The organism is Gulosibacter sp. GYB002 (genome assembly GCF_036577665.1).
In the GTDB taxonomy this organism is placed as follows: Bacteria; Actinomycetota; Actinomycetes; order Actinomycetales; family Microbacteriaceae; genus Gulosibacter; species Gulosibacter hominis.
Genome location: NZ_JARBDD010000014.1, coordinates 22,482 through 38,698, shown reverse-complemented (window position 1 = coordinate 38,698; position 16,217 = coordinate 22,482). Strand labels below are relative to the sequence as shown.

At 61.9% G+C, this 16,217-nt stretch carries 15 protein-coding genes; 14 read left to right on the top strand and 1 reads right to left on the bottom strand.

Going from position 1 to position 16,217, the window contains the following annotated elements:
- Positions 1–3: 3 nt before the first annotated feature.
- The 3 genes from PV375_RS08175 (at position 4) to mshC (ending at position 3,631) form a co-directional block, all read left to right on the top strand.
- The gene (locus tag PV375_RS08175) at positions 4–1,320 is read left to right on the top strand and encodes a M20/M25/M40 family metallo-hydrolase (protein ID WP_201516997.1); all 1,317 of its coding nucleotides are present in this window, start codon (positions 4–6) and stop codon (positions 1,318–1,320) included.
- A 93-nt stretch (positions 1,321–1,413) separates the two neighbouring features.
- A complete protein-coding gene (locus PV375_RS08170; RefSeq protein WP_201516998.1) occupies positions 1,414–2,265 on the top strand; it encodes an undecaprenyl-diphosphate phosphatase in 852 nt (283 codons plus the stop codon).
- 70 nt (positions 2,266–2,335) lie between these two features.
- Entirely contained in the window at positions 2,336–3,631 is a 1,296-nt protein-coding gene (gene mshC / locus PV375_RS08165) for a cysteine--1-D-myo-inosityl 2-amino-2-deoxy-alpha-D-glucopyranoside ligase (protein ID WP_332106884.1), read from the top strand.
- 35 nt (positions 3,632–3,666) lie between these two features.
- Here the strand turns inward: mshC and PV375_RS08160 are convergent, their stop codons facing one another.
- Positions 3,667–4,524 carry a proteasome assembly chaperone family protein gene (locus PV375_RS08160; protein ID WP_332107101.1) on the bottom strand — a complete coding sequence of 286 codons (858 nt, stop codon included), beginning with the start codon at positions 4,522–4,524 and terminating at the stop codon, positions 3,667–3,669.
- A gap of 177 nt (positions 4,525–4,701) precedes the next feature.
- Between PV375_RS08160 and PV375_RS08155 the strand changes: the two genes are divergently transcribed.
- The 11 genes from PV375_RS08155 (at position 4,702) to lnt (ending at position 16,191) form a co-directional block, all read left to right on the top strand.
- Positions 4,702–5,403, top strand: coding sequence for an HAD family hydrolase (locus PV375_RS08155; protein WP_332106883.1), 702 nt, complete (start codon positions 4,702–4,704; stop codon positions 5,401–5,403).
- 61 nt (positions 5,404–5,464) lie between these two features.
- Positions 5,465–6,670 carry a tRNA (adenine-N1)-methyltransferase gene (locus PV375_RS08150; RefSeq protein ID WP_332106882.1) on the top strand — a complete coding sequence of 402 codons (1,206 nt, stop codon included), beginning with the start codon at positions 5,465–5,467 and terminating at the stop codon, positions 6,668–6,670.
- Positions 6,667–7,566, top strand: a complete 900-nt coding sequence (locus tag PV375_RS08145; RefSeq protein WP_332106881.1) for a hypothetical protein — start codon at positions 6,667–6,669, stop codon at positions 7,564–7,566. The genes PV375_RS08150 and PV375_RS08145 overlap by 4 nt, the downstream gene beginning before the upstream one ends.
- 4 nt (positions 7,567–7,570) lie before the next feature.
- On the top strand, positions 7,571–8,554 hold the full coding sequence (locus PV375_RS08140) for an FKBP-type peptidyl-prolyl cis-trans isomerase (protein WP_332106880.1): 984 nt from the start codon (positions 7,571–7,573) through the stop codon (positions 8,552–8,554).
- 19 nt (positions 8,555–8,573) lie between these two features.
- Positions 8,574–9,596 carry a helix-turn-helix transcriptional regulator gene (locus PV375_RS08135; protein WP_332106879.1) on the top strand — a complete coding sequence of 341 codons (1,023 nt, stop codon included), beginning with the start codon at positions 8,574–8,576 and terminating at the stop codon, positions 9,594–9,596.
- Positions 9,583–10,566, top strand: a complete 984-nt coding sequence (locus tag PV375_RS08130; RefSeq protein ID WP_201517007.1) for a helix-turn-helix transcriptional regulator — start codon at positions 9,583–9,585, stop codon at positions 10,564–10,566. The genes PV375_RS08135 and PV375_RS08130 overlap by 14 nt, the downstream gene beginning before the upstream one ends.
- A 7-nt stretch (positions 10,567–10,573) precedes the next feature.
- Positions 10,574–10,936 carry a hypothetical protein gene (locus tag PV375_RS08125; protein ID WP_201517008.1) on the top strand — a complete coding sequence of 121 codons (363 nt, stop codon included), beginning with the start codon at positions 10,574–10,576 and terminating at the stop codon, positions 10,934–10,936.
- A 7-nt stretch (positions 10,937–10,943) separates the two neighbouring features.
- Entirely contained in the window at positions 10,944–11,180 is a 237-nt protein-coding gene (locus PV375_RS08120) for a twin-arginine translocase TatA/TatE family subunit (RefSeq protein ID WP_201517009.1), read from the top strand.
- Positions 11,181–11,266: 86 nt separating this feature from the next.
- Positions 11,267–12,115 carry a twin-arginine translocase subunit TatC gene (gene tatC / locus PV375_RS08115; protein WP_332106878.1) on the top strand — a complete coding sequence of 283 codons (849 nt, stop codon included), beginning with the start codon at positions 11,267–11,269 and terminating at the stop codon, positions 12,113–12,115.
- Positions 12,112–14,529 (top strand): DEAD/DEAH box helicase, encoded by a 2,418-nt coding sequence (locus PV375_RS08110; protein ID WP_332106877.1) that lies wholly within the window; start codon positions 12,112–12,114, stop codon positions 14,527–14,529. The genes tatC and PV375_RS08110 overlap by 4 nt, the downstream gene beginning before the upstream one ends.
- 54 nt (positions 14,530–14,583) lie before the next feature.
- Complete coding sequence (lnt, locus tag PV375_RS08105) at positions 14,584–16,191, top strand: apolipoprotein N-acyltransferase (RefSeq protein WP_332106876.1); 1,608 nt, start codon at positions 14,584–14,586, stop codon at positions 16,189–16,191.
- The last annotated feature ends 26 nt before the right edge of the window (positions 16,192–16,217 follow it).

Sequence of the window (16,217 nt, the reverse complement as noted above, 5' to 3'; positions counted from 1 at the left end):
GCCATGACCGACCTCGAACACGACGCTACTGTCCGCACCGCTCAAGAGCTCATCCGCATCGACACCACCAACTGGGGTAATGGTCGGGCGCGGGGAGAGCGCGAAGCCGCCGAATATCTTGAGGCACGGCTCACGGCGTTGGGGAGCCGCGTACACGTGTTCGAGGCCGCACCGCGCCGCACGAGCATCGTGGCACGCATCCCCGGCCGTAATCCAGAGCTGCCGGCGCTGGTGGTACACGGCCACACCGATGTCGTGCCGGCAGATGCCGATGACTGGAAGGTCGACCCGTTCGCTGGCGAAATTCGTGACGGCATGCTGTGGGGGCGCGGAGCGGTCGACATGAAAAACGTCGACGCCATGATGATCACCGCCCTCGAACAGCTGCAGGCAGTCGGTGAACAGCCCGCTCGGGATCTCATTGTTGCGTTTTTTGCCGACGAAGAAGACGGCGGCAAACTTGGTGCGCACTGGCTGGTAGAACAGCATCCCGAACTCTTTACCGGCGCAACTCAGGCGATCAGCGAGGTTGGCGGCTATTCAATCAACGTCGATGGTCGCCGTGCCTATCTATTGCAAACCGGTGAAAAGGGGATGATTTGGGCCCGGTTGCAGGTGCGCCGCCGTCCCGGACACGGATCCAAACATATTCATCCCGATGACAATGCCATTCAGGTGCTGGCCGCAGCCATCGTGCGTCTGGCCGAGCACGAGTGGCCGATGCACCTGGGTGACACAAGCCGCGAGATGATCGCCGCGCTGTGCGAGCTGACCGGTGAAGACGTCGAACAAATCGGGGCCGACCAGCTGGCACTTCGCTGCGGCTCGGCGGCTGCCTGGCTCACCGCTTCGCTGCGAACTACCGCAAGCCCCACGGTGCTCGAGGCCGGCAGCAAACAAAACGTTGTTCCCGCAACGGCAACCGTCACCCTCGACATCCGCCCGCTACCGGGCGACGAGGATGCGGTGCTCGAAACATTGCAGCAGATCGTCGGCGACGATGTAGAGATCGCCATCGACTGGCGGTTCAACGGTGCCCAAGCCCCGGCAAAATCGGATCTCGTTACCGCGGCAACGCGCGCACTGCGCAAATTTGATCCCGATGCGGTGGTCGTGCCGTACCTGCTGCCCGCCGGAACCGACAATAAATCACTCGCTCGGCTCGGCATTGACGGCTACGGTTTCGCACCGCTGCTGCTGCCCGACACACTCGACTTCCCGGCACTATTTCACGGTATTGACGAGCGGGTACCGCTCGAATCGCTGGTGTTCGGTAGAGAAGTGCTGGCAGCGTTTCTCCGCGACTTCGACGGGTCGTAGCTCGAATCGGCGCGCCGGCGCCGGGGGTGTTAATGGAGGCGTAAACTCACTGTGTTTAAAGCAGCGCACTTACTGTCGATAGAAAGCGGATGGATGAACTGGTTTGAAGCGTTCGTGCTGGCGGTCGTGCAAGGACTCACCGAGTTTTTGCCGATCTCGTCCAGCGCCCACCTGCGCGTTGTCGGCGAGTGGATCGGTAGCGGCGACCCCGGCGCCACCTTCACCGCGATCATTCAGATTGGCACTGAGGCGGCCGTGCTCGTGTACTTCTGGAAAGACATCGTGCGGATTATCAGCCGCTGGTTCGGAGCTCTGCGCGGTCGGGTGCCAAAAAACGATCCGGATGCACGCATGGGCTGGTGGATCATCCTCGGTTCCATTCCCATCGTGGTGCTGGGCGTGCTCTTTCAAGATTTGATTCGCAGCCAGTTCCGTTCGCTGTGGATTGTCGCCACCACACTCATTTTGTTTGGCATCATCCTGGGCCTGGCCGATGTGCTCGGCCGGCGCCAAAAAGATCTCACCCAGCTCGACGCCAAGGACGGCCTGATCTACGGGTTCGCGCAGGCACTCGCGCTCATCCCCGGTGTTTCGCGCTCGGGCGGCACAATCACGGCGGGACGCCTGCTCGGATACGATCGCGCATCCGCCGCGCGCTACGCCTTTTTGCTGGCTATTCCTGCGGTACTTGGCTCGGGTCTTTACGAGCTCTACGGGGCGATCAAAGAACCCACCGAAGTGAACGCGATCGCGTTCGGTCCCACCGCGCTTGCCACGGTCATCTCGTTCGTCGTTGGCTGGCTGGTAATCAAATTTCTCATGAAGTGGGTAGAGCAGCGCAGCTTCATGCCGTTCGTGCTCTACCGCATCGCGCTTGGCACGCTATTGATGGTGCTATTGATCACCGGTGTTCTTGATCCGCTGGCCGGGGCCCCGACGGGATAGCCGGCACAGTAACGGACGGCTGCGATACGGCAGGCAATGATTGCGTGCCGATACGAATTAGACTCGTATCGTGCAGTTCGTCAATTCTTGGCCTCAGGTTCAGGTTCCACAGCTAGCGGGCGAGAGCGTCCCGGTGGCGCTCTATGACGCTGAAACTGACTCGGTGCGGCAGGTGACGACTCCTGATGGGGTTGCAACACTGTATGTGTGCGGCATCACGCCCTACGACGCCACCCATCTGGGACATGCCGCAACCTATCTCGCCTTCGACACACTCAATCGGGCGCTGCGGCAAGGGGGAGTGGCGGTGCGTTTCGCCGAAAACATCACCGATGTCGACGATCCGCTGCTCGAACGTGCCGAGCGTGATCAGGTTGATTGGCAGCAACTCGCGCAATCGCAGACCGATCTTTTTCGTTCGGATATGGACCAGCTTCGAGTGATCGCTCCCGACGCATTTGTGCGGGTACAGGATGCGATTGACGAAATTGCGGCGGCCGTTGCGCAGCTGCTGCGGGACGGGTTTGCCTATTCGGTAACTACACCGGATGCGGTCGATGACGATATTTATCTTGACGTGCAGGCGGTGCAGGCACGCACACCGTATGAGCTCGGTGCGATCAGCCATTTTGCGCCGGAGCAGCTTGCCGCCGCGTTTGTCGAATTCGGTGGCGACCCCGATCGTCCCGGTAAACGCTCGCCGCTCGATCCGCTGCTGTGGCGGGCAGCGCGTGTGAACGAACCCAGCTGGCAGGCTGCCGACGGTGTTCCTGCGGGGCGACCGGGATGGCATGTGGAGTGTTCGGTAATCGCAACCGGCGCGCTTCCGGTGGCGGCCGAGGGCACGCTCATCAGCATCCAGGGCGGTGGCCGTGACCTGCTGTATCCCCACCACGAAATGTCGGCTGCTCATGCATCGGCGCTGACCGGACGTGAATTCGCAGGCCATTTCACCCACGCCGGACTGGTTGCGTATCAGGGTGAAAAGATGTCGAAGTCACTCGGCAACCTGGTGTTGGTTTCGCAGCTCGTGGCCGCGGGTCATGATCCGATGGCGGTGCGGCTGGCAGTGCTGGCGCATCACTATCGCAGCAGCTGGGAGTGGTTTGCCACTGACCTCGATGCCGCTCAGGCTCGCCTGTCGCGGTGGCTTGCGGCGGCGCAGCGGGCCGAAGTCTCGGGTTCGGAAGAGTCGGGTTCGAAAGAGTCGGTGGTGCGTCGGCAGCTGCGCGAGGCGATCGCCAATGATCTCGACACCCCGACCATGATCGAAGTGGTGGATGCGTGGGCTGAGCTCGAAAAACCCCAGGCCGATGTGATTGAAGCGGTTGACGCGCTACTGGGCGTGCCGCTGCTTACGAGCTGAGGAACTAGCCGAGCTCGCCGTTGCGCAAAACGACGTTAGTCGCGGCCGTTCGCGCCTTGCTGGCCGGGCTCCTCGTCTTCGCCGCTGGGATCATCGTTGCGATCATCCGCATCTGTCGACAGAAACGCCTCAAACTCGGCAGCGATCGCATCACCACTGGCGGCCTCCGAATCGACCATGTCACGTGTCTGCTCGAGGAACTGCACGTACTGGCCGAGTTCTTCGTCTCGCTCAACCGCCTGCGTCACCCGCAGCTCCCAGGCATCGGCCGCTTCACGCATCGATTCACGATCAAAGTTGAAAAGGAGCAGCTCAGACAGCTCTTCGGTGAGTGCCAGCGTCGCCTTCGCCGCGGGGAGGTCGGGGGCCTGCGCATAGTGCGGCACCGAGGCCCACAGCGCAACGCTGCGGATGCCTTCAAGTGCAGCGGCCTCGGCAAACACTGACAGCACTCCGAGCGGCCCCTGGTATTTCGAGACCTCGAACGAATACTGAAGTCGCAGCTCGTCATCGTCGCAATAGGAGTTTACTTGGATATCGCGAGTGTGCGGGGTGTCGGCAAGCAGTGAGCCCACCTGCACGATCGCGGTAATGTCCTCTGTAACGCACAGGTCGAGTAGCTGGTCGACATAGCTCTGCCAGTGCAACGCCGGCTCGTCGCCAATCAGCACATAGATGCCGTGCTCATCTTCGGGGCGTGGCCCGTAGATAACAGCGTGTGGCCACTCGATGCGGCGTTTACCGTTTGTGATTGACACCCAGGGGCGGGTTGTCGAGTAGTCGTAGAAGCGCTCGTCGTCGATACCGCCGACAACCTGGTCGAGACCGAGGGTTTTGCGTACTTCGGTGACCGCGTCTGAGGCGGCGTCTCCGGCGTCGCTCCAACCACGCATCGCGCACACTAGCACGCGTTCTCCATTGAAGAGACGACCTACCGACATAGTTGAGTTGCTCCCGGGTGTTTTGACTACAAAACGGATGCGCTGGTGGGGCTTCGCACCTCTACGGGTACGCCCTCAGTAGCATCCTCTTGCTCAAGCCTACTTGGCGCTCACACTAGAATGACCTTTGTGACTGTACGGCCAGAATCGAGCGAGCAACACCGCAGCAGCACTGCGCTGCAGGCTGTGCTTTGGGATATGGACGGCACGCTCATCGATAGTGAAGTTGAGTGGACGCGCGCCCAGTCGGCGCTACTTGAACGGTTTGGCCTGCCGGCGCTCAGCCCTGCAGTCGAAGCACAGTTCGTGGGCGTTGCTATTGAACAGGCTGCGCTGCGCTTTCAAGAACTCGGTGTCCCGCTATCGACCGACGATATTGCCCGCGAGATCACCGACGATGTGGCCAGACGCGTCGCTACCGGAGTGAACTGGCGTCCCGGTGTGACCGAGCTGCTCCCTGAACTGCAGGCGGCGCGGATTCCCATGGCGGTGGTCACCAACTCAAGCCAAAGTATCGTCGATGCCATGCTCACACGCCTGCCTGGCCACGGTTTCGCCGCGGTGGTAACAAGTGAGCGGGTGACCAACCCCAAACCGCATCCCGAACCCTATGAACTGGCCGCCGCAGATCTTGGTGTGACAACCCGATTTGCGGTCGCAATTGAAGACTCACCGACGGGTGTGGCCAGCGCCGTTAGTGCCGGCTGTACTGTGCTGGCAGTTCCCCACGGTGTCGGCATTGCCGCCGGTGACAGCTACCACGTGCGCCCGACACTTGCCGGGATGGGCATTGCTGAACTCGAGCAGCTGCTCGCAAACCCGATCCAGTAGGTGCCGTGGGGGCTGTCGCTGCTCTGCCCGCCCGCCACATTAGCCAGAACGAATGAGGACGATGACTGAACCGCAACCGGATGCCACCATCCCTGCCAGCTTCGATGTGGTCTATCCGCCCTCGGGGCCGCTGCGCGAGGGCGAACGTGTTCAGCTGACCGGGCCCAAAGGTCGGATGAACACCATCTGGCTCACAGCGGGGGAGCAGTTCCACTCGACGAACGGTTCAATCGCCCATGACGAGCTCATCGGTGCCCCCGACGGGTCGGTGGCCGTTTCAACAACCGGCCACAGTTTTTTGGCGCTGCGACCGCTACTCGAAGACATTATTCTTTCGATGCCTCGCGGTGCCGCAGTGATCTACCCGAAAGATGCCGTGCAAATTCTGGCACGAGCCGATATTCGCCCCGGTCTGCGCGTGGTCGAGGCCGGTGTCGGCTCGGGTGCGCTCTCGCTGTGGCTACTGCGGGCCCTCGCGGGTTGCGGCGAGCTGCACAGTTTTGAACGCCGTGCCGATTTTGCGGATGTGGCCCACGGCAATGTCGCAAGCTACTTCGGCGGCGAACCCGAAAACTGGCGCATCCACCTTGGCGACCTCGGCGAGCAGCTGCCCAAAAAATGCCCACCCGCAAGCGTCGATCGTGTCGTACTCGATATGCTCGCGCCCTGGGACTGCCTGGATGCGGTAACCGAGGCGCTCATCCCTGGCGGCGTGCTCGTGTGCTACGTCGCCACCGCGACACAGCTCTCGCGAATTGCCGAAGCGATTCGCGCCACCGGCGTGTACACCACACCGAGCGCCGACGAAACCATGATTCGCGGCTGGCATCTCGAGGGACTCGCGGTGCGCCCCGAACACCGCATGGTTGGCCACACGGGGTTTTTGCTGACCGCCCGCCGGCTCGCCCCCAACACCCAAACGCCGCAGCAAGGGCCACGTGCCAATAAGGCGGTTGGCTCCAGCGTCGACTGGGAAGCGTGGACACCGTCGGACCCCGCAGCTTGGACCGAGCAGGCCGTGGGCGTGCGAACCGTGAGCGATAAGGTATTGCGCAAGCGTGCCCGCGAGGCACAGCGTGCCGCGGCTCGCGCGGTAGCCGCCGCGGTCATCGCCAATGGCGAAAAGCAAGCGGGTAACGGCAACGGCGCGATCGCCGAACCTACCACCCACCCGATGACGCCAAGACCTGACACAATGACAAGCGCCGCTGACCCAGTCAACGGTGAAACCGATGAACGCACCACCGAGAACGGGGACGGCCAGTGACAGGTCACCAAATTCGTGCCACACGCAGCGCTGCAGCGGCGGCGATCGCACTCACCGCGATCGGGCTGGCGGGATGCTCCCAGCTGCCGGCGAGCGACAACGCCAGCGCCTGCATCCCCACAGATCGATTTGCGGTCGAACGCGCGGGCGAGGGATCTGGCCCGGTTATCACGGACAACGGAATCGCGACGTTCACCATCGACATTCGCGATGATAAGGGCCAGCTTGTTGCCGAAAACCAGGCGGTGCGCACCGATCCCAATACCGGCGAACCGGCGCCCATTCCACTTGCTGGGCTCACACCCGGCCTGAGCGAATTGCTGCGCTGCTCACAGGCCGGGCAGACCATCAGCGCCGATATTCCGAACAGCGAGTTTTATCCAGATGCCGCTATCGCCAGCGGCCAAGTGGCAGCCGATGGCGAACAGCATCTCACCGTGCGGGTGTCAAAGGTGTACCACTCGGCTGCCTCGGGCCGTATTGCCCCGCAGCGCAATGGCATTCCGGCCGTGGTGAATGCCCCGGATGGTGGCCATGGCGTGACCATGCCGAAGGAACCGGCACCTACCGACCGCCGGATCGCCGAAACTATTTCGGGATTCGGTGAAACCGTGCAGCAGAACGATCTGGTTGTCGTCCAAATGTCGGCCTACACGTGGGGCACCGGAGAAGAGCTTTTTAACAGCTGGACCAATGTCTCAGAGGCCATGGTGCTTCCGGCAGCACCCGGGCAGGTTTACACCCTCGGGGATGCGCTCATTGACCGGCGCATTGGCAGCCAGATCGTTGTGGTGGTGCCTGCTGCCACGCTAGAAAAAGAAGCCGCTGCGGGTCGCCAGCCATTCGGTTATGGGGATGCCGTGGTATTTGTTGTCGATCTGCTAGGAAAGGTATAGCGAATTGTCGAACCCCTATCCAGTTCGTGTACGTCGCCTTGGGCGCGTCGTTGCCGCCTGTGCCGCAACAGCGCTCGCATTCACGCTCGCCGGATGCAGCGGCACCGATGCCGGCGATGGTGCTGACGGTACCAGTGCCGCGGCAGCGCAGGGCACCCCGGCGCTTGACACTGCCACTGTGACCGGCGGCTTCGGCGAAACTCCCCAGGTGACCGCTGGCGACTCGGCAAAGCTCACCGAGCAGGTTGAGCGCAAGGTGCTCGTTGAGGGCGATGGCGCGCCTCTGACCGAAGACATGTACCCGGTGCTGAAAGTCGCCACCTTCGATTTTGGAAGCGGCGAGCCGCTGAGCGACTACGCCTCACTACCGGTGCAGAGCACACTGGCTGAGTTGCAGCTGCCCGAGCCAGTGCACTCGGGCTTGCTCGGCACCCCGTCGGGCTCACGCATCGTGCTACTCCCGCCGGCTACCGAAGCGGCCCAGAAGCCAGGCTCGCAGCAAACCCCGATGTACGTCATTGACGTAATCGGCGTCGAAAAAAACCAGGCCGCAGACGGCAAACCGACCGATAACTCCATCGATTTCATCGAGGTGAGTGACGGCGACGACGGTTCACCCCAGGTAAAAATTGCAGCTGATGCGCCGAAACCCACCGAGCAGCTGATCAGCACGGTGCTGCAGGGCGACGGCCCCGAGGTTGACGCCGGTGACGAGGTTGTGGTGCAGTACCGTGGTGTGCTGCTCGACGGCACCGAGTTCGATTCGAGCTGGGCTCGCGGCGGTGTGCCCACAATGTTTTCGACCGACGGTGTGGTGACCGGTTTTGCGGATGCGCTTGTCGGCCAGCAGGTGGGTTCGCGCGTGGTGACCGTATTTCCTCCCGAGCTCGGCTACGGCGATCAAGAAACGGCTTCGATTCCGGCAAATTCACATCTTGTGTTCGTCGTTGACATTCTTGCCGTCTACCCGAAGACCACCAACCAGTAGAGATGCAAACGGGGCAGCAGTGACCGATGCGGTTGCGCCGAATAGTCAGCGGCACCTGCGGCTGCTCATGCTGCTCAGCGGCACCACAACGCCGGTGAGCAGCGAAGAGATTTTTAATTCGGTGAGCGGTTACCGACACGAACCCGGAAAATCTCCAGCTAGTACAGACGCGCTTGAAAAGCGGCTGGCGCGCGACCGTGAAACCCTCACGGAGCTCGGATTTCCGGTGACTACGGTGGTTGATCCTGATGCACCGGGCGACCGATCCCGATGGCGATTTGCCCTCGACCGCGACGCGGTCGCGGCTTCATCGGAACCAGTACCGCTCACCGTCAGCGCCGAGCAGCTGCTGCTGCTCGATGCCGCGGCCAGGGTTTGGGAGGCTCCGGATATCGCGGCAGACGCGCGGCGCGCCTACCTGAAATTGCTTGGCAGCAGCGAGGCCGACTCGGCCGCAGCCAATTTGCCGCAGATCACCCATGTGCGACGCACCGGCGGGGCTTTTGCCGCACTGCGCGACGCTATTGCGCTACGACAGGATGTGCAGTTTGACTACGCAAAGCCCGGCACCGCTGCCCCCGACACGCGTTCGGTCGCGCCCCTGCAGCTGGTGCAGGTGGAGGGACACTGGCTGTGCAATTGTTACGACTATGCGCGTGACGACGAACGCAATTTTTTGCTGCGTCGCATCATCGGTGACGTGACACTAACCGGCGCGCGCAAAACCACTTACGAGCCGTCAACCAACCTCGCCGCCAAACTGCGCGCGCTGGGGGAGCGGCAGGCAGTCACAGTGACCGTTGCTGAGGGCTCACGCGCACAGCAGGCCCTCAGCCGCCGGGCACTCGACACCGTCACGCATGCCGACGGTGTCGAGCTGCGCATCCCGAACTGGGATCATGAACTACTCGCCGACGAACTGGCTGCATTCGCAGCCGATATTCGAGCGATTTCGCCCGAATCGTTGCGAGAACGCGTTCGGTCACGGCTCGCGCGTGTGGTGGCCACGCACCACGGCGGAGGTGACCGTGGCGAAATTTGATGCGCTGACAGCAGCCGCTGTACTTGAACTGCTGCAACGTCACGAAGATGGCCTGCCGCTGCCAGAGCTTGCCCGCCGGATCAACACCAGCGTCGAGGCCACACGCAAGCTCATTGATTATCTATGGACACTCGGTGTGCCCGAACCAGACGGGTTTGAAGATCCGTACGGAATGTTCGATTTTGACTATGACGACTACGAACGCGACCATATTCGGCTCACGCATAATCCGGTGGAAACGTTTGAATTGCCGCTATCGCCGATCGAACGGGTGACGGCGCTCATGGGGTTGTTGCAATTGCTGCCGTTTGCGGATGGCGCCCAGCAGGATGCGATTGCGCAGCTCGTACAGCAACTTGATCCGACACAGAGTGTGACGCCCGAAACCGGCGTAAGCAGTGAACTTGGCGTGATCAAGGCTGCCATTGCGAACGGACATCAGCTGCAACTCGGCTATCGGGCGGAATCTTCCAACCGTTTCACCGAACGCACTGTTGATCCGCTCCGCATCGAAGCCCGAGACCGCTACGTGTATTTGAATGCCTGGTGCAATTGGCGCGACGAACAGCGATGGTTTCGTGTCGACCGAATTGAGTCGATTACCGAACTCGACACACCGGTTGCCAAGCATCCCAAACGAGTGCTCGAGGCACCGCTGGTGGTCAACTCGCCGGAACTTATCGAGGTTGAGTTTTCTGCCACACCGCTCGGGCTGGAAATACTCGGCCCCTACCTGTCGACTACTGGCCGAGCTGAAACAGCTGCTGATGGTCGCCACCGAGTGCTCGTGGGGATGCGCAGTCAACAGCTCGTGACGCGACTGGTGTGCGAAAACGCCGGAGAGATCGAGGTGGTGGGCCCGCCGTCGGTGCGACAAGCCGTGTTTGACGCGGCGAGTGATCTGCTTGCCACAGACCTGTTCGCCCCCGACGAGCCGCTCGCACCACAGCGCGAACCTCGCGTAGACTAGCCGGACTATGGCCTGGTGGATGTGGCTTTTAATTTGGGTGGCGCTGACGGCGCTGCTGGTTGTCGTGCTCTTTTTCAGCGGCAGAGCGCTTTTTCGCGCGGTGATGGGCACCGGCGAGGAAGGGAGCCGACTCTTGGACGCGATTGCGCAGCTCGAAATCTCCGACGAGGATGTGCAGATTCACCCAACCCCCAACGCCATAGTGCGTGGCCGTGCCACCGTGGCCGCCGAGCGACGCGAGTTCACTATCGCGCGCGATGCACGGCGTGAACGGCGCCGGGAAGCTAAAATTGCCCGGGCGCGGGCACTCATTGCTGCAGATCCGATGCAGTACGCATACCTAACCGAATACAAACGGCGAGAGGCTTAGATCAACTATGTTCCAAGGATTGTCGGGCGCGCACTTTTTGGTGCTGCTGATCATCATCCTGCTGCTGTTCGCCGCGCCGAAACTTCCGTCGCTGGCCAAAAACCTCGGCCAATCAATGCGAATTTTTAAGAAGGAAGTTCGCCAGATGCGCGACGACGACGCGCCCACCGGTGGCACCGTCAACAACGAAGCCGAAAAAACCGATAGCGACCGCAGCAGCGCAAGCGACAACACACAGAACTAACGTTCGTGAGCGACACGGCGCGCAAAACGCGGCGGTCGGCATCCAAACGCCCGCACTATTCGCGTAAACGGAACCCGGAAGGCCGGATGAGGCTGGCCGATCATCTGATCGAGTTCCGCAACCGATTCATTATTTGCCTGATCGCCATCGTCGTTTCGATGGTGATCGGATTCATCCTGTCTGAACCGGCGCTCGACCTCATTCGTCGACCGATCCTCGCGATCGCCCAAGAACGCGGCGGTCGGGTATCGATCAACTTCACGAATGTCACCACCGGCTTTGATCTGCGTCTGCAAATGGCGCTCACACTCGGCGTGGTGATCGCATCACCGGTGTGGCTCTACCAGGTGTGGATGTTCCTCATGCCGGGCCTAAAAAAGACCGAGCGCCGCTATGCACTGGGGTTTTTGGGCACCGGCATACCGCTATTTCTTGCCGGCGTGGTGACTGGTCTGGCAATCCAGCCGCGCATCGTGCAGGTGATGACGAGTTTCGTACCGTTTGAAGACACCGTCTTCTACGACGCAAAAACCTACTACTCGTTCGTATTGACGCTCTGCCTTGCCGTCGGTATCGCCTATATTGTGCCGGTGCTACTGGTGATGCTTGACCTCGCCGGTGTGCTCACCGGTCGGCAGATCTTGGCTGGCTGGCGCTGGGCGGTGCTGATTACCGCGCTCTTTGCGGCTATCGCCACTCCGGCCGCGGATGTGATCAGCATGCTGCTGCTGATGGTGCCGATGGTGCTGCTGTACTTTTTGGCGGCGGGCGTGGCGTCGCTCTTCGATCGTGCGCGCGTAAAACGCCGCAAAAAGCTCGAGGCTGAAATTGAGGCCGATATCGCAGCGGAAGCGACGGCGGTGCGCGAGCCCGAGCCGGTCGATCAGGATGGCACCGGCAGTTCTGATCCGCGAACGGGTAGGTTCGAAGCGTGAATCTCAGCCCCTCCGAACGCTATGCCCGGGCCGCCGAGCGTGCCCGCCACCCAGAAACGGAGCTGTTTCGGTCGGGGCAGCGATTCGATCTCGACGAATTTCAGGTGGCAGCTTGCCACAGCCTCGAGGCCGGGCATTCGGTGCTCGTCGCGGCTCCCACCGGTGCTGGGAAGACCGTGGTTGCCGAGTTCGCGGTGTTTCTCACCATGCGCGACCCGCATGCCAAAATTTTTTACACAACCCCGATTAAGGCGCTGTCGAACCAGAAGTACCAGGAGCTGGTCGCCGAATACGGCCCCAGTGAAGTGGGCCTACTCACCGGCGACACGAGCATCAACCCGCAAGCACGCGTTGTCGTCATGACCACCGAGGTGCTGCGCAACATGATCTATGTTGGCAGCGATCTGCTCACCGACCTCGCCTATGTCGTCATGGATGAGGTGCACTATCTTGCCGATCGATTCCGCGGCGCGGTGTGGGAAGAGGTCATCATTCATCTGCCGAGCGAGGTGCGCCTCGTTTCGCTTTCGGCAACGGTTTCGAATGCGGAAGAGTTTGGCGACTGGCTGCAGACAGTGCGCGGCGATACTGATGTGATCGTCTCCGAACACCGCCCCACGCCGCTGTATCATCACGTGCTGGTCGGCTCGCGGCTGCATGATCTTTATGCCGAAAAAAGCGGTAAAAAGAAGCGGCGCGTGAATCCCGACCTGCTGCGAGCGGTGGGCGCTTCGCGCGGGCCGAGTAGCAGGCGTGGTCGCGGGGGAGGGCACCGGCGGCCCGCGGCGCGGCTCGATCGGGGACCATTTGTCGAACTGCTGGACGAGGCGCAGCTGCTGCCGGCCATCTTTTTTATTTTTTCGCGTAACGGCTGCGACGATGCGGTTCGACAGGTGTGCAATTGGGGAGTTCAGCTCACCACGCGCACCGAACGTGACGAAATTCGCTGGATCGTCGACGAATACACCCGCACGCTCCTCGATGAAGACCTCGGAGTGCTCGGTTTTTACCAGTGGCGTGAGGCGCTCGAGCGGGGTGTTGCCGCCCACCACGCCGGTATGCTGCCAATTTTTAAAGAAGTGGTTGAGGTGCTCTTTCAGCGCAAACTGCTGAAAGTGGTGTTTGCCACCGAGACGCTCGCGCTCGGAATTAATATGCCCGCGCGCACTGTGGTGCTCGAGCGGCTCGAAAAATTTAACGGGATTTCGCGGGTGCCGATCACGCCCGGCGAATTTACGCAGCTGACCGGTCGCGCCGGGCGCCGCGGAATCGATGTGGAAGGGCACGCCATCATCCAGTGGCGTGAAGGGATGCAACCCGAATCGGTTGCCGCGCTCGCATCCAAGCGCACCTACCCGCTCAATTCTTCGTTCCGGCCGACCTACAACATGACGGTCAACCTCATTAACCAATTCGGCCGCGAGCGAACTCGGCGAGTTCTCGAGTCGTCGTTCGCACAGTTCCAGGCCGACCGGGCGGTGGTTGATCTGGCACGTCGAGTGCGACAGCAGCAGGATGCGCTCAGCGGCTATGCCGAGTCGATGCGCTGCGAGCGTGGCGACTTCATGGCTTATTCGGCGATCCGCCGCGAACTCACCGATGTTGAACGACAGAAGGTATTGCCGGGTGACCACGGCGCCCGCGACGCCCGCAGCAGACGGCTTGCCGAGCTACGCGACCAGCTACGATCGCATCCCTGCCACCGCTGTCCAGAGCGAGAGCAGCATGCCCGCTGGGCCGAGCGCTACTGGCGGCTACAGCGCGACACCGACCACCAGCTGCGCGAAATCGAGCGGCGCACGGGGGCTGTGGCCCGCGTATTTGACCGCCTCACCGAGCTGCTGCTGCGTCGCGGCTATCTCGAGTCGACTGCCGATCCAGCTGGCGGTGAGCCCACCATTACCGCCACCGTTCACGGTGAACTGCTGCGGCGCATCTTTGGCGACCGTGATCTGCTGGTTGCCGAGTGCATCCGTCGCCAGCTGTGGTTGAAGCTGGATGCGCAGCAATTGGCCGCCATGTGCTGTGTGCTCACCTACGAGCCGCGACGCGATGAGGTGAACCCGCCGGTGGGGCACCTGCCCAAGGGCGAGTTTCGAACCGCGCTCGCGCGCACCGAAGAGCTTTGGGAAGAGCTCGACGAAATCGAAGACGAACTGCGGGTTCCGCGCACCCGGCCGCTTGCGACCTCGCTCGCCAAACCAATGTTCAAGTGGTCAAGCGGTGCCCCGCTCGAACGCGTGCTCGAAGATGCTGAAATGTCTGCGGGTGACTTTGTGCGCTGGAGCAAACAGACCCTTGATCTGCTCGATCAGCTGGGAACGGTCGCCACCGGCAATCTCGCTCGCACCGCCCGGCAAGCATCCGAGCTGGTGAGGCGCGGCATCGTTGCCTACACGGGCACCGAGCAATAGTCCGCATCGTTTCTGCCGAAATACCGTGACTGCTGAATTACTGTGTTTGCCACGATGAAAGCACGATTTACGCTGCCAGCCGCTACCACACCGACCGCTGCGTTGGCCGCCGCAGCCGCTGCGCTACTACTGGCGGCGGCCTATCCCGGCTGGGCGCTGTGGGTGCTTGTCGTACCGGCAGTGATGCTCAGCCTGTGGTCGGTGCGCGGCCGCTCCACTGCCGGTGCGGCGGGCTTGGGGTTCATTACCGGGCTGGTGTTTTTTCTGGTGCATGTGTCATGGACCAGCGAATTTTTGGGGCCGATACCGTGGATTGCGCTCTCGACCTTTATGGCGGCGTGGTGGGCAGCCGGCCACGCGCTCATCGCACTGCTGTATCGCCGGCGACAGGGGCGAAACATTGCGCTGACAAGCATCGGAGTTGCGGGTTTGTGGATCGCTCGCGAGAGTTTTTCAGCAACCGTTCCCTACGGCGGATTCGCCTGGGGGCGCATCGCCCAATCGCAATCGGCCGCGCCGAGCGTTGAACTGGTTTCGTGGCTCGGTTTTGCCGGGCTGGGATTCGTGTTGGTCGCCTTTAGCGCGCTCGCTCTCGAGCTGTGCGTGCTACCGACGACCACAAGCCGCGCATTCAACGAGCTCGGAAAACCGGTTCGCCCACCGTACGGCTGGCTTGCGCGTGGTGCCGTGCTGACAGCACTGGCGCTCGTGATCATGGGCACCCCGCAGTTCCCGCTGCCGCAAACCGGTACGGTGCGGGTGCTGGCGGTACAGGGCGATACCCCTGGAGCGAGCTATTTCATTCCCTCAGATCCGGGTGAAATCATGGTCGCGCACGCCGAGGCGATGTCGCAGCTTGCGGAAGGCACCGAGGTCGATGTGATCCTCTGGCCGGAGGGATCGGTCGACATCAGCCCCTTTGAATCGCCGCGGGCGGCGGCATGGCTGAGCGAACTTTCGGCGGCTTACGACGCCCCGATTCTGGCAAATACAGTCACCCGCACCGGCGATTGGAACGACCCCGAAACCCGCTATTTCAACACCCAGTTCATTTGGACCGCGGCAGGAGCCGGCGCCCAGCAGTATGACAAGGCGCATCCAATTCCATTCGGAGAATATGTGCCCGACCGCGAGTTTTACGAACTGCTTGCACCGGACCTTATCAATCTCATTCAGCGTGAGTACACGCCGGGCACGCGACCCAATGTGCTGAGCGCGGCCGGGCACCAGTACGGCGTGTTTATTTGCTATGACATCGTTGACGATCGACTCGCCCGCGAGGCCATCGACTACGGTGCGGAACTGCTTTTGGCGCCCACCAATAACGCCGATTTTGCCCGCACCGACGAGTCGGCACAGCAGCTGGCGACCGCGCGACTGAGGGCGGTTGAATCGGGCCGCACGCTCGTGCAGGCGTCGACCGTGGGATGGAGCGCCGCCTACGGCCCTGACGGGAGCGAATTAGCGGCACTCGATTGGTACCAGCCGGGAATATTTGTCGTGGATGCGCCAATCACCACGGGCGTAACGCCCGCTATTGCGTTCGGGCCGGCAATTGAATTCCTGCTCGGAGGAGTGGGCATGGTGCTGCTGATTATGAGCAAACCGCGTCACGAGCTCGGTGATAAGCGAGCAGCTCGTCGACGCCGGCAGCGGTATTAGCCCGCCGACAGCACCTCGAGGGAAGG